Raw genomic sequence first — 14159 nt, 5'->3', positions numbered from 1 at the left:
TTAGATAATCATATCCAAAGGGGCAAAGCTTCGCATCTTTTTTATAAACGTCGCGACTTTATTTTAAACATCGCATCTTTTTTATAAACATCGCGACTTTATTTTAAATCTACAACATATTAAATAAAATCTATTTCCTTACTCCACCGTCACACTCTTCGCCAAATTCCTCGGCTTATCAACATCACAACCGCGATGCAATGCAGCATAATAAGAAATTAACTGCAATGGAATAACAGACGCAAGTGGTGATAATGCCTCATGAAGTGCTGGGATAATAAAGCGGTCGCCTTCTTCTTCCAGACCCTTCATAGAAATAATGCATGGGTTTGCACCTCGTGCTACTACTTCTTTTACATTGCCTCGGATACCCAAGTTTACATGCTCCTGTGTTGCAAGAGCGATGATTGGTGTTCCGTCTTCAATAAGGGCGATTGTGCCGTGTTTCAGTTCTCCTCCAGCGAATCCTTCCGCTTGGATGTAAGAGATCTCTTTTAGCTTTAATGCACCCTCAAGTCCGACATAATAGTCGACTGATCGGCCGATGAAGAAGCAGTTGCGTGTTGTAATTAAATATTCGCGTGCTATTTTTTCCATCTCTTCCTTTTGGCCGCAGAGGACTTCCATTGTATTTGCGACAATGCCTAATTCCTTTGTTAGATCAAATTGTAAGGAAAGATCTTTTCCTTGTGCAGTAACTGCAGCAAGGATTGCCAATACTGCAAGCTGTGCAGTGTATGCTTTTGTTGATGCTACTGCTATCTCTGGACCAGCATGAAGTAACAATGTGTAGTCAGCTTCCCTTGATAATGTAGAGCCTGGTACATTTGTGATTGTTAATGCTTTATAGCCTTTTTGTTTAACTTGAACTAATACTGCACGGCTGTCAGCTGTCTCACCACTCTGCGAAATGAATACAAATAACGGTTTCTCTGAAAGAAGCGGCATATTGTATGAAAATTCACTTGCAATATGAACTTCTACAGGGATTTTAGCCCAATTTTCCATAAATTGCTTACCAACTAAACCAGCATGATAACTAGTCCCAGCAGCAATAATATAAATACGATCTGCATCGTTAACTGACTCGATAATATGAGAATCAATACTTAATTCACCATTCTCATTGCGATATTTTTCAATAATTCTTCGCATGACTAATGGCTGTTCATCGATTTCTTTTAACATGTAGTGAGGATATGTTCCTTTTTCAATATCACTCACATCCAACTCAGCTGTATATGGAGCACGTTCTACACTATTTCCTTGGAGATCTTTAATGGCAATCGATTCAGCCTTCAAAATAACAATCTCTTTATCCATAATTTCAACGTATTGATCTGTTACTTGCAGCATTGCCATTGCATCAGATGCAATAACGTTAAATCCATCCTTTCCTAAACCAACGAGTAAAGGACTTTTGTTTTTTGCGACATAAATTACATCAGGATTCTCTTTATCTAATAGAGCAATAGCATAAGATCCTTTTAACTGTAATAAAGTTTTGCGGAATGCTTCTTCCACTTCCAGCCCTTCACTTACAGACTTTTCAACGAGCTGTACAATGATTTCTGTATCTGTGTCACTCTTTAAATTAACATTTTCTAAATGCTCACGCTGCAAAATAGAATAGTTTTCGATTACTCCATTATGAACAAGTGTAAAACGACCTGAGTTGCTTTGATGTGGATGTGCGTTTGTCCGGCTTGGTACGCCGTGAGTTGCCCAGCGTGTATGTCCGATTCCTGCTTGAGCTTGAACACTCGTATCTACCACTTCGCGAAGCGTTGCAATTCGTCCTTTTTCTTTAAAAACTTGGACACCATTTTCATTAATAGTTGCAATTCCAGCAGAGTCATATCCACGGTATTCTAATTTCTCCAGACCACGAAGTAAAATTTCTTTACAATCTTGCCTGCCAATATATCCTACGATTCCACACATATATTTTTCCTCCCATTATGAAGCGGGGACAGGAAAGTTATTCGGGGACTTTCAACTGTCCCCTCACTCATGTTTTCTATTTTTTGGAAGGCTATGTTTTTCCCTTTGTGCAAAGAGTTACCCCTTTGTTTTACGGAAAAACTTACGGTTGTAACCGATCAACCGGGAGGCATCCGCCGAATTTTCGATAACCTCCATCCTCGTCAACTATGCTCATGTACGCTCACGCATAGTTCAGGCGCTTTTATATTTTGTCCACTATCCTCCTTTCTAAAAGCTGATACAAAGCTAATCTTACAATATTGGAAAAGAAGTCGTCAATTATGAATATAACTTCTTTTCTAACATTTACATTACAAGTATATGCTAAAACTCATATAATTGTTTCTATTGTGACTAGATGAAGAAACAACCTATGCATTTTACACATAAAAGTTATACAATTATAATATATGCAGAGAAAAATAGATTAGAGATTGAACATAAAAGATACACTCATTTTCTACTAAAGTGTCCATCTATATTCGTTCAATATTATCATAATGTAATTTGGAGGACTTAAAGAAATGAGATTGGCTACAATATTAATTGCCCGTATCATGCCTGTCTGGATCATTGTTTTTGCAATATGGGGAGTTTTCTCGCCGGAATTGTTCCGAAGCTGGGATATTGCGACAGGTCCTGCATTAGGTTTTGTATTATTCATCATGGGCTTGACCCTTGATAAAAACCGCTTAGGTATCCTTCTTAAACATCCAAAAGTCCCTTTGCTAGGTTCTTTCGGAAAATGGATCATTGCGACTGTCATTTCCATACCTATCGGTTTACTGTTTTTCGGCTTTTCAGAATTATTTTATGGAATAATAATGGCAGGAATCGTCCCAAGTGGAACTTCTGCGAATTTAAATTCATTAATTGGACGAGGCGATCTTGCTTTAAGTATTACTATGTCTGCAGTAGACACATTAATTGGTCCGCTGTTAACCCCTCTGCTGGCAAAATGGATTATTGGCTCTACCGTTCATTTTGAATATATGCCGTTCCTATGGAAGATGATCAAAATTGTTTTTTTACCTTTGTTATTCGGAATAGCATTGCAGTACTTTTTACCAAAATCGAATAAATTTATTAAGCCCTACGCTCCGATCATATCTGCCATGTCCTTATATGTAGTTGTTGCAGGGATTGCCGCTAATGCAAGCAAACCTTTATTAGCACATACATCGATCCTGCCATCATTATTCCTATGTGTAAGTATACAGATCATCTTACAAATGATTTTGGGATATTGGTATGGAAAATGGATCGGCTGTACCGAAGCCGAATGCAGATCGATGCTATTTGAAGTAGGAATTTGTAACAGTGCATTGGCTACTGTTCTCGCTAATGATACGTTCGGCCCTTTAGCTGGACTAGCTGCGATGGCGAATATGGTATGTAATTTAACACTCGGAAGCTTAATGGGTGTTATATTCAGCTATATTCCTATCCGACCAAAGTCTCAACAAAATATAGAAGCAAACGATAAAGTAAGCAGTATGTAAAATGACTTATCTGCTTTAAAAAGGGTCTGACCTCACTAATGGATAGAAAGCTGTGGGGTCTGACACTTTCTCTTATAATATCATTGAAGTATTTTCATATTATTAAAGCGTATCTTTTGAAATAATTCCTCTTTATTTTGAGCGATTGCTTCATCTGAAGAAATAACTTTCCCTTCAACAAGAGCTTGAAACATCTCCATCACCCACGGTGTATCCAAATGAGCTTTTTTTATTATTTCTTCTTGCTGAAAAACAGTAACCGGATCGCTATGGCATAACACTTCACCATCATGCATAACGACCACTTCATCAGCCCACTCATACGCAAGGTTCACATCATGCGTTGATAAAATAATCGTCTTTTGCTGTTTTTGTATAATATTTAATACATTCATAATTTGCTTTGAATAATAAGCATCAAGTCCCGCAGTCGGTTCATCGAGAATAATAACTTCAGGGTCCATAGCAAGAACACCTGCTATAGCAACACGCTTTTTTTGGCCTAGGCTCAGGAAATGTGTAGGCTTGTCTTTTAATACAGCAGTCTCTGTCTGCTCCATCGCCCATTCCACTCTCTCTAAAACCTTTTCATTAGATAAACCTAAATTTTTAGGACCGAACGAGATATCTTGAATGACACTTGCGGAAAATAATTGAGAATCTGGATCTTGAAAAACAATTCCTACTTGCCTGCGCAGTGATAGAAGGGCTTTTCGGTTATATGCCACTTCTTTTCCCTTAAAATAAATCTTTCCGCTTGTCGGCTGTAAAATACCATTTAAATGTAAAAATAATGTAGATTTCCCAGCACCATTATTACCGAGTAAAGCAATTTTCTTTCCTTGCTTAATTGTAAGGGAAAGACTTTTCAATGCAATCGTATCATCAGCATACCGATGGGATAATTGATCAATAGAAAAAAGGACTGATTCCATTTATAAACTTCCTCCAAACTGTATATATACAACAGCCATTCCCGTAAATACCCCTCCAATAATGAGCCAATTAATGAGGGAATAACGATAAGATTGTTCAAAAAATAACATTTGTTCTTCATACCCTCTGGAATTCATTGCGATCGTTAACTGTGTTGTACGCTGGAATACTTTTAAAAAAAGCACAGTAACAAGTAAACCAAGAGATTTTATTCCCTGTCTAACCGTTACATATCCTAAACGGGAAGACTGTGATTGATAAATATTAGCGGCTTCATCCAAAAATACAAATATAAAACGGTACGTTAAAGCAACTAATTCAATGAATAGGAGCGGTAATTTTACTTTTTGCAGTACATGAAGAATAGCAGTTAACGGTGTTGTTAACGTTAGAAAGTATAAACAGCTTATGCTGCTTAATACGACGGCAACAAGATTTCCGACCTGTTCCACACTTTTTTCGCTTATATATACTTGCCAGCTTCCTATATGTGCAGACCAAATACAATTTGAAACGATAACTTGTCCATCAGCAAAAGAGAGAAGAATCGTCACTACTCCGGATAATAGAAAAAATATTGGAAGCAGAAGCAGCTTTATATAGTATTTAAAAGGGATTCCTGCAGCTAAAACAGTAAAAGCACTCATCACTATGAAAATGATGAGTGATAGAAAAGAATCTTTCGCGATTATAACGAACAGTAATAGACAAAGAGAGAATATCACCTTCTCTACTGGATGAACATGCTTCAGTCTATTGAAGTAAGCATATTTATCAATTAGCAGCATTTGAGACCTTCTTATTTTTTTCTTCTTCCTGTTTGCTTCTTCCTCTCATTAAGCCGATAAAATATCCGATAAATCCTGCACCGAGTGCTGCTTGTAAAGCAAATAATAAACTCTCTATTTCTCCGCTCGGCGGCTCCCAGATCGTATGGAACCATTGTTTATAATCAGGTGCTATTTCAGTGATTGCTTCTTCCGCTTGGCCGTCCGCTCCTTCAAAGTCTGCTCCTTTTTGAATAAAGAGCGGAATGACAGCAAGCAGAACGACGATTAATAGAAGGATTAAATTCTTTTTCATATTAGCGTCCCTCCTTAGATAAAACACGCAGAAGCTTTAATTCTTTTAGATTATATTTTGTTAATACATTCATAATAATGACTGTTAATATTCCTTCACTAATTGCTAGAGGAATTTGAGTAAGAGCAAAAATGCTAGAGAATTTAGCAAATGAGCCTGCAATACCGCCAGCCTCAGAAGGGAACGCTAAAGCTAATTGGAAAGATGTTACGATATATGTACCTAAATCAGCTAAAGCTGCTGCTAAAAATACAGAAATGGCAAAAGAAAAACCAACCTTTTTTGCACCTTTATATACAAAATATGCAATAAGGGGACCGACAACTGCCATCGAAAAAGCATTTGCTCCTAGTGTTGTTAAACCGCCGTGAGCAAGTAATAAAGATTGGAAAAGAAGAACAATAAATCCGATTACACTCATTGCTGTAGGTCCGAAAAGTACTGTACCAAGCCCCACTCCTGTAGGATGGGAGCAGCTTCCTGTAACAGAAGGAATTTTTAAAGCAGATAATACGAAAGCAAAGGCTCCTGATAAACCGAGCATCATTTTTAGTTCCGGATGTTCCGTTACTTTCTTTCTAATAGAACGCAGCCCAATAATTAAAGAGGGCAAAGTAACTCCCCACCAAAATATTGCCCATTCAATCGGTAAAAAACCTTCCATAATATGCATAGCAAAAGCTTGCTTCGGTATAAAGACTAATAGAATTGAAAAATATAGAATGATAAAGCTCTTTTTTATAATTTCGCGTAACATCTTCCTGTCTCCTTACATGATTTACTTTAACTTTATCAAGAGAGTTTCCTATATTACCCTCTATCATTTCTTGTATGGTATCACCGCCCAAATCATTTCCCAACGCGAAATCAAAATCAAAAAAGCACTTCTCTCTGATAGAAAGAAGTGCTTGACTAGTAATAATTAGAGATAAACTAATAATTTATCAGCCTTACCATTGTCAACTCTTCCCCATCCGCGTAGGTTAATAAAGTCATTCCTTATGGCAGGTCTCCTGGCTTTGAATCAACATCTCATTCTATCCTTCCCATCAATTATTCACATGACAGTGGATGTAAACCTTTGAATAAGACTCCTCATTACAGTGGCGGGACCGCATCGGATTTACACCGATTTCCCTTTTAAGCTAAACGTTTTAAAAAACAATTTAACACCATAAAGTTAAATTAAGTTTTGAATTCCTATCATATTGTAACATGAGTATGGGATTGAATCTATCAAATAATAAATCCTATTGATTCCTCTGCAGCTTTGTCTGCCGGCAGCTGCTCCCTATTCATTTTATAAGCTCTGTGATTTCCGTATTTCTCTTAGAATTTATTTTAGAGAAGATAATGATTTAAGAGGTTATATATGCTTACAAGCATGAAAATGCATCACATATATTAAAAGTAGATTTATCTGCTTTAACAGTTTGTTTTTAATATAGGATTATAGAAGAAGAAACAAATCGTGTGATATATGAAGATCCCTTTAGAAGGTTTACTCAATCTTTAACTTAGAAGTGTTTATATGCTGCTAAGTATGCATCGAACATATCAAATGAAGCTGTTTTCTTTACTTCTTTTTGTGCTTTATTATTTTTTTGAAAGATATTAAGTTTTTTAAACATGTTGTTTTCCTCCTGGTGTTTGTTTTAATTTTGATTTAGAGATGTTTGTATGCTGCTAAATATGCATCGAACATATCAAATGAAGCTGTTTTCTTTACTTCTTTTTGTACTTTATTGTTTTTTTGAAAGATATTAAGTTTCTTAAGCATGTTGTTTTCCTCCTGTGTTATTGTGTCATTTAGTATCTTTATTATCATTGATTTCAGCTATTTTGACAAAGTTGGAATTCGGTTATGAAAACGAAAACAAAGGAAATGAAAGCCGTTGTCATCATACTTTTACTCTTAATATCTCCCTTTTTCGCAATTTTTCATATAAATCCAATTCCTCTTCTATGAAAATCGATTCTACTCTTTTCATAATAGCTTCTTTCCCCTCTTAAAATGGTAGTAAGAGTGGGGGCTTACCAAATTCCATTCAATAAAGTACACCTTCAATCAGTGGAGGATTTTCTTTATCTTCCACTGATTGTTAGATGAACTAAGCCCGCCTTACGAATATCTATCTACCCGCTTAGCAATCGATTCCTTCAAACGGGAGGCTTTTATACTGCCTTTTCATTGCCTTTCCTTATCACAGTCTGATTCACCCATGAAGTTAGGTTTCTAGGTTCATTTAGTTTTTCAAAAGATGATAACTGTCTAGAGAAGCTGTGGATTTACGACCTTTCCCCCAACCTATTGCTTCCCGATAACTTCCCATAAATTCTTTTTCTTTAAAAGTTATCTCCTGAGATTCATGTGGATTATCTGGTAAATGGGAAACAAACAATGCATCAACCGGACAATACAGCTCACACATAAAACATGTCTGACAATCTTCTTGTCTCGCAATAATAGGATGGCTGTCTTCTACTTTCTCAAATACATTTGTAGGACATGTCTTAACACATAAATTACATTTGATGCAGTGATCTTCACTAAGATACTTGATCATAATAATATCCCCTTCTCTTCTAACCTATTACTGGATAGTCTAATATGAATATCTTCTATACCATTAGCTATTAACCGGTATTGCATGTTTTTATTTTCTGTTGGATAATCATCACGTTTATGCATGCCACGAGTTTCCTTTCTATTTAAAGCACTCGTATACATCCATCGAGCCGTCGCAATCATCGAAGTAATCTCTCTTGTTTGAACTATAGCTCGGGGATCTTGAGAAATCGGGCTGCTATTATGGACTTCTCTCCATAGCTCATTTAATATTCGCATCGAATTTTGGAGTTTTTCTTCGGTACGAAATAAATTCTTTTCAAAAGGGATAACCTCGTTTTGTAATGCTCTGGTTATTCCTATAGCATCCAAAGATTTACCTGTGGAAGGTTCGAAACATCCTCTTTCTTCGAAAAAAATTCTTTTATTTCCAAATTCACCGATACTATGTGTATATAGAGCGGCGGCCTTTCCTGAGATGCGACCTGATGTCATTGCCCAGGAAGCATTAATGCTTCCGCCCCCTGTCGTCCCGCCAGCAACAAACTCCCTTGTTGCAGCATCACCAGCAGCAAAAAGCCCAGGAACTTTTGTAGCACAAGTATCGTTTACTAGGTTTATTCCCCCATTGCCGCGTACAGTTCCTTCCAGTCGGAGCGTAATCGGAAAGCGTTGTTGAAACGGATTGATACCTGACCTGTCAAAAGGGACAAAAAAATTCGGCTGTGTAATGCGCATTGCTGTTTGTATTTCCTCAGTTGCTTTATCTAACTCGGCGTATACCGTGCCTTCCAGCATATGCTTCGCAAGAGAACGTTTGTCTTTTTGTACAATGACTGTTCCATCTTCTTTAGTAAAAGTAGCCCACTGAAAGAAAAAGTTCTTTGTAACTGTTGAAAATGCAGCAGAGAGCCCATATTCATTAGAGAATTCCATTCCTGACAACTCCGCGCCTACCTCGGCAGCCAGCAAATAACCATCCCCTGTCAGTACATTGCATCCGAGAGCTTTACTTAAAAACGCACAGCCTCCTGTCGCAATGATTACAGCCTTCGATCTTACCGTCCAATTTTCTCCTGTTTGCAGCCTTACACCGCTCGCCCCGCCAACTCCTGCATCATCTGCTAGTAATCGCAGAGCCGGTGAATGATCTAAGATTTTCACACCTGCTTTCTGGATTGTCCTTCTCATTAACCGCATATATTCTGGTCCTTGCAAACTTCTACGAATAGGGACTCCATATTCATCTGTTGCAAAGGGATAACCCAGCCTTATTAATTCTTCTGTTCCTAGCTCGGTCTCATTAATTAATCGCTCCAGCCAACTTCGTTCAGCTAAAGAATTCCCTCTCTCTAAATAACTAATGATCTCTTTCTCTCTTTTTTTGGATTCAGAATGAATATTCCAAAGGTTGGTTCCTGAAGGAGCAGTTGCTCCACTGCTGCCACAATAACCTTTATCAGCAAGTATCACTTTAACACCCATCGAAGCTGCCGTATAAGCTGCCCAGGTTCCAGCAGGTCCACCGCCTATTACTAATACATCAGCTTCTATATTTACATCATTGCCAGACATGAATTTCCCCCCAAAATTGTTATTTACATATAAATACTATTGGTTTACTATGTATTGAAGGTAACATGACTGATAAAACAATTCAATAACATGGCTAACAGTGAAATATGAATGACTCGGAATGAGTATTAAATACATTTTTTGTAATTTATTGGAGGTGTAAAAGATTGAGCAATGAGTTTAATCTCTTGACTTTACAAGAGGCCATGGATCTTCTACAAATTAGCCGCTCCACAATCAATCGTTGGCGTAAAGATAAAGGTCTTCCTGTTATAAAGGTTGGAAAAGATGTTTTTGTTGATAAAAATGAACTTCAGAAATGGGTACGGAGCCATACTTATATTGAAAACCAGCCTGTTAAACCAGTTATAGAAACGATCACTATTGGATATCAAAGTATGAATGCTCATTTATGGAGCTCGCTTATCATTAAAGAATTACATTTATTTGAGGAAGAGTTACAAAAAATTCACCCTAATCATCCTATTAAAATCCAATGGGCTGATTTAAATGGTCCTCAACAAATAGAAGGAATGCTGACCGGCCGGATTCAAATCGCTTCTTTAGGAGATTTCCCATTAGTTAGCTTGTATCAATTAAGCAGCCTGTTACCTTCCTTTCAACCAAGATTACTTGCTTTCGATGGAAAGAATACTCACAATGAAGGCTTTTCATTAGTTATTCCAAAAAAATCAAATCTTCGGATGGATCAGATATCAAACCATACAATTGCAACATTGTCTCATTCCAGTTCCTGGCACCGATTATATAAAGCCTTTCAATCGGAGCGAATAAATCCAACAATCATTAGTCAAGATTCACTTGAAAATATGAATAATATTTTATCGAATCAAGTTGATGCCACTACAATGATTGAGCCATTTTTAAGTATGATTACCCATCTTGAACTCGGAAAGAAAATTCAATTAGAAGGGTGTGAGGATGACTATTTAACTGGCATTGTAGCAGAAGGTCAATGGGCGTCACAGCATGCGGATATTGTTATTGCCTATTTAAAAGCTCATCTTCGTGCCCATCATTTGATCCGAAATAACCCTTTTAAAATCTCTAAAGTAATATCGCAGCATATTGATTTTCCTATTCAGGTTGTTTCTATTATATTATCGAAAATTCGGTGGGACGCAGCAATATATGATCGGGATGTTCTCACCTTAAGCAATATCGGGCAAACACATCATCCTGTTACAACAAAATGGATGGATAATCTATTTGATACGAATAAACTTAGAAATTGTTTCGTCAATGATTCCTATCTCCAAGAAGCAGCAATACAATTGAAGCTTCCTATGATGAACAGTTCTATTCTTAGTGACGATTGGATAGCAAACCAAATTTTTTAATAATATCTCCCTTTTATCACCTGTACTTTCAAGCTATACAGTCATATTTTAAGAAAGATAAAATATACACACATAGTTTTTTCGATAGAATCCCCTCGCAATCATGGATAAACGAGGGGATTCTTAACTTATATGTCCTATTCTAGACAAGTGATTGAACACAACTTAATTTTTTAAAAATACTATATGAAGCTCCTTAATATTTAATAGAAATTAATCAAAGAATAAAGAAGATGAGAAGTTTTCTATCCACTTCCATTGGGCTGATCAGCGACACCTTTTTACACATAGTAAAGAACCCTACGGCTTACAATACATACAGAACGGTAGAGTCTTTATATTTCTTTAACATATTCTTTTTTTTCAAAAGCAGAATCCCATCTACTCAACTTTGAATTATGCCACAACATTATAACGTTTTAAGAATTTCTTCCCTATCCAGACAAATAATCTATCCATGAGAAATCCCATCAGCCCTAGGACAACTAAACCTACGAAGATCCAATCTGTCTGAAAGTACAATCTTGCATTCCAAATCATAAAGCCGACACCTTCATTTGCAGCAACCATTTCTGCTCCAACGATCGCCATAAAAGATGATCCCATCGCAAGCTTTGCACCTGTGAAAATGTATGGGACAGAAGCCGGGATAATAACGTAGCGCATCACTTGAAAGTTAGAGGCCCCCATGCTTTTTGCCGACTTAATTTTATCCTCTGAAATGGAGAGAACACCTGTTAATGTGTTGATTGTTACAACGAAAAACGTTGCGTATATGATTAAAAAGATTTTCGATTGCTCTCCGATGCCGAACCAAAGCATAAACAATGTAATAAATGCTAAAGGGGGGATGAAGCGGACAAAGTTAATCAATGGCTCCACAAGCGACCTGATCACCTGATTACTGCCTATGAATAAACCTAACGGAATGGCTATCAAATTTCCTAAGAACCAGCCTGCGAGCACACGGGCGAAGCTGTAGCCCATATAAATAAACAGTGAGCCGTCTTTGCTAAGTTCTATCGCTCCCTGCAGGGTGGCGAGAGGGCTGGGCAGAAATTGAGGATCTGAAAAATAAGCTGCAATACTCCAAATGACCAATAATCCGACCCACGTTAAAATACCTGTTTTTAAAATACTTTTCCAAAGGCTCTTAAAAGCTTTCTCTTTTTTCGCTGGTTTATCCCTGACTTCATGTTGTGCAATTGTTTCCATTTATATGACCTCCTTAGTCAAAATGAGACTGAACGATTTCATAGTAATGATTGAAATCCGGGCTTGTAATTTTACGTGGATAAGGCAAATCGATTTCGTACATACTCGTAATTTTCGAGGAAGGGCCGACAGACATAATGCCAATACGCTGGCCGAGCATCAATGCCTCCTGTATATCATGCGTCACGAAAATAACAGTCTTATTCGTCTCCTGCCAAATCCTAATAAGTTCCTTTTGCATCGTGCGTCTCGTCATGGCATCCAATGCACCAAACGGTTCATCCATCAGTAAAATATCAGGATTATTCGCAAGGACGCGTGCTAACTGTACACGCTGCTTCATCCCTCCTGAAATTTCACTTGGAAATTTATGATGATGGCCCGAAAGCCCGGCAAGCTCAATATAAGACTGAACAATCCTTTTTCTTTCTGCTAAAGGAATTTTTTTCATTTTCAGTCCAAATTCCACGTTCTCCTCTACTGTCAGCCACGGAAACAAGACAGAATCAGCCGATTGAAAGATGAAGCCCCGATTTGAATCATGATTGGAATTCGCCCTATGTATATCAAGCTGGCCATCCGTTTTATCCAGAAATCCGCCAATAATATTTAGCAATGTTGATTTTCCGCATCCGCTCGGCCCCAGCAAAATATAAAACTCTCCATGCTTTATCGTTAAATCAACATCTTTTAATACATAAACTGTCTCTGATGTGTCCTCTAAAAATGTTTTGGACATCCCTCTGATTACAATAGATGGACTTTTTTCTTGTATCACTGTCATAGGGCGATTCCTCCAATCTTATTTCTCGTATGTTACCGACTCCGGAAATGCTTTACGTAAAGGTTCCAATGATATTTTATCTTCTAAATCAAAATCTTCTTTTAGTAAATTCCTTTCAATAAGCCACTGTTTCATAGTTGATAAATGATCAAAATCTTCCTGTTTAAATCCAACTGTGAAGTTGGAACGTTTTAATTCAAGCAACACATCTTCTTTTTTTATTTTTAATTCTTTATACGCTATTTCTGTCGTACCATCTGGATTTTCCTTCACGTATGCTATTCCTTCCTTAATTGCTTTTAAAATATTCTCAACAGCTTTAGGATTTTTCTCAACAAAGCTTTTATGTGCTACTAAATAACTGTTAAATGAAATATCAATCGAAGAAAGATCATCAATTTTATGCACTCCATCAATCGCTTTAAACTTCTCTACAATAGCCCCATTTGCTAATACAACATCAATATCACCCTTTTTTACACCTACAATCGCTTCATCCGGTGTACTGAACGGTACATAGTGGACTTCCTCTTCTTTAATTTTGAAATGCTCTAAATATTTTGCCCAATGGTATTCACTAACTGTTCCTTTCGCAATCCCAATTCTCTTCCCTTTTAACTGGGACGGCTCATCAATGCCTTTTACTGCTACAATTTCAGAATATTTAATAGTTTCAGATGTACTATTTGTTAATGAAGATAAAATAACTAAGTCACCGCGATTTAAAGAATTTAATAATGCATAGTCAGCCGCAAGACCTGTATCTGTTTGTTCTGTTAATAATGCATTAATCGTATCAAGACCATATGCGAAATTTGATATTTGCGGTTCGATACCATGATTTTCAAAATAGCCTTCTACATTCGCAGCACGAATTTGCAAAGAACCGCCTGCCGCTGTATCAATCCCAATCCGTACTGTTGCCGCTTTTTCTCCTTCTGTATTCGTTTTACTATCATTCGAGCAACCTGCTAAAAAGAGTGATAACACCAAACTAAAAACTATTAGCCCATATAAACGTTTCATCGTAACTCCTCCAATATTAGTTATTCTGCTTTTCCAATGTTTCATCAAAGAGTGCTACACATAATACTCCCTTGCCAATCGACTGTATGCTGGATCTGTAATAAAGTGAAACTTCTATCAGT

At 37.1% G+C, this 14159-nt stretch carries 11 protein-coding genes, 1 pseudogene and 1 riboswitch; of the genes and pseudogenes, 2 read left to right on the top strand and 10 right to left on the bottom strand.

The genetic code is table 11. The annotated features are described in order from the left end of the window. Positions 1–138: 138 nt before the first annotated feature. Positions 139–1944: a glutamine--fructose-6-phosphate transaminase (isomerizing) gene (glmS, locus tag BFA01S_RS13105; RefSeq protein ID WP_066231108.1), complete on the bottom strand. Its 1806-nt coding sequence runs from the start codon at positions 1942–1944 to the stop codon at positions 139–141. Positions 1945–2510: 566 nt separating this feature from the next. Between glmS and BFA01S_RS13100 the strand changes: the two genes are divergently transcribed. After that, entirely contained in the window at positions 2511–3488 is a 978-nt protein-coding gene (locus BFA01S_RS13100) for a bile acid:sodium symporter family protein (protein WP_066231106.1), read from the top strand. An 80-nt stretch (positions 3489–3568) separates the two neighbouring features. On the opposite strand, the gene BFA01S_RS13095 is transcribed toward BFA01S_RS13100, so the two are convergent. The 6 genes and pseudogenes from BFA01S_RS13095 to BFA01S_RS13070 form a co-directional block, all read right to left on the bottom strand. Next, positions 3569–4423, bottom strand: a complete 855-nt coding sequence (locus BFA01S_RS13095; RefSeq protein WP_066231103.1) for an energy-coupling factor ABC transporter ATP-binding protein — start codon at positions 4421–4423, stop codon at positions 3569–3571. Further along, entirely contained in the window at positions 4424–5212 is a 789-nt protein-coding gene (gene cbiQ / locus BFA01S_RS13090) for a cobalt ECF transporter T component CbiQ (protein ID WP_066231100.1), read from the bottom strand. Next, complete coding sequence (locus BFA01S_RS13085; protein ID WP_066231097.1) at positions 5199–5507, bottom strand: energy-coupling factor ABC transporter substrate-binding protein; 309 nt, start codon at positions 5505–5507, stop codon at positions 5199–5201. Before BFA01S_RS13085 ends, cbiQ begins: the two co-directional genes overlap by 14 nt. A gap of 1 nt (position 5508) precedes the next feature. Then, positions 5509–6264: an energy-coupling factor ABC transporter permease gene (locus BFA01S_RS13080; RefSeq protein WP_066231094.1), complete on the bottom strand. Its 756-nt coding sequence runs from the start codon at positions 6262–6264 to the stop codon at positions 5509–5511. A gap of 229 nt (positions 6265–6493) precedes the next feature. Next, a riboswitch (cobalamin riboswitch) is annotated at positions 6494–6699 on the bottom strand. A gap of 1054 nt (positions 6700–7753) precedes the next feature. Further along, the gene (locus tag BFA01S_RS13075) at positions 7754–8074 is read right to left on the bottom strand and encodes a 4Fe-4S dicluster domain-containing protein (protein ID WP_066231091.1); all 321 of its coding nucleotides are present in this window, start codon (positions 8072–8074) and stop codon (positions 7754–7756) included. Further along, positions 8071–9663: pseudogene (locus tag BFA01S_RS13070) on the bottom strand (FAD-dependent oxidoreductase); the annotation flags it as partial. The pseudogene BFA01S_RS13070 and the gene BFA01S_RS13075, both read right to left, overlap by 4 nt. Before the next feature lie 155 nt (positions 9664–9818). On the opposite strand from BFA01S_RS13070, the gene BFA01S_RS13065 reads away from it, so the two are divergent. Then, positions 9819–11012, top strand: a complete 1194-nt coding sequence (locus BFA01S_RS13065) for a helix-turn-helix domain-containing protein (protein WP_066231085.1) — start codon at positions 9819–9821, stop codon at positions 11010–11012. Between the two features lie 396 nt (positions 11013–11408). Here BFA01S_RS13065 and BFA01S_RS13060 read toward each other — a convergent pair whose 3' ends face one another. From BFA01S_RS13060 to BFA01S_RS13050, 3 genes are read right to left on the bottom strand one after another with little or no spacing between them, the layout of a single operon-like run. After that, a complete protein-coding gene (locus BFA01S_RS13060; protein WP_082799979.1) occupies positions 11409–12227 on the bottom strand; it encodes an ABC transporter permease in 819 nt (272 codons plus the stop codon). Between the two features lie 13 nt (positions 12228–12240). After that, positions 12241–13011: an ABC transporter ATP-binding protein gene (locus BFA01S_RS13055; protein ID WP_066231083.1), complete on the bottom strand. Its 771-nt coding sequence runs from the start codon at positions 13009–13011 to the stop codon at positions 12241–12243. A gap of 18 nt (positions 13012–13029) precedes the next feature. After that, a complete protein-coding gene (locus BFA01S_RS13050) occupies positions 13030–14037 on the bottom strand; it encodes an ABC transporter substrate-binding protein (RefSeq protein ID WP_066231080.1) in 1008 nt (335 codons plus the stop codon). Positions 14038–14159 lie beyond the last annotated feature (122 nt).

The organism is Metabacillus fastidiosus NBRC 101226, assembly GCF_001591625.1.
Classification (GTDB): Bacteria; Bacillota; Bacilli; order Bacillales; family Bacillaceae; genus Metabacillus; species Metabacillus fastidiosus.
This window is presented reverse-complemented; position numbering and strand designations above follow the sequence as displayed.

Bases quoted from the DNA above. Each gene is read 5' to 3' on its own strand.
- glmS (WP_066231108.1), bottom strand. From the start codon at position 1,944: ATGTGTGGAATCGTAGGATATATTGGCAGGCAAGATTGTAAAGAAATT.
- BFA01S_RS13100 (WP_066231106.1), top strand. From the start codon at position 2,511: ATGAGATTGGCTACAATATTAATTGCCCGTATCATGCCTGTCTGGATC.
- BFA01S_RS13095 (WP_066231103.1), bottom strand. From the start codon at position 4,423: ATGGAATCAGTCCTTTTTTCTATTGATCAATTATCCCATCGGTATGCT.
- cbiQ (WP_066231100.1), bottom strand. From the start codon at position 5,212: ATGCTGCTAATTGATAAATATGCTTACTTCAATAGACTGAAGCATGTT.
- BFA01S_RS13085 (WP_066231097.1), bottom strand. From the start codon at position 5,507: ATGAAAAAGAATTTAATCCTTCTATTAATCGTCGTTCTGCTTGCTGTC.
- BFA01S_RS13080 (WP_066231094.1), bottom strand. From the start codon at position 6,264: ATGTTACGCGAAATTATAAAAAAGAGCTTTATCATTCTATATTTTTCA.
- BFA01S_RS13075 (WP_066231091.1), bottom strand. From the start codon at position 8,074: ATGATCAAGTATCTTAGTGAAGATCACTGCATCAAATGTAATTTATGT.
- BFA01S_RS13060 (WP_082799979.1), bottom strand. From the start codon at position 12,227: ATGGAAACAATTGCACAACATGAAGTCAGGGATAAACCAGCGAAAAAA.
- BFA01S_RS13055 (WP_066231083.1), bottom strand. From the start codon at position 13,011: ATGACAGTGATACAAGAAAAAAGTCCATCTATTGTAATCAGAGGGATG.
- BFA01S_RS13050 (WP_066231080.1), bottom strand. From the start codon at position 14,037: ATGAAACGTTTATATGGGCTAATAGTTTTTAGTTTGGTGTTATCACTC.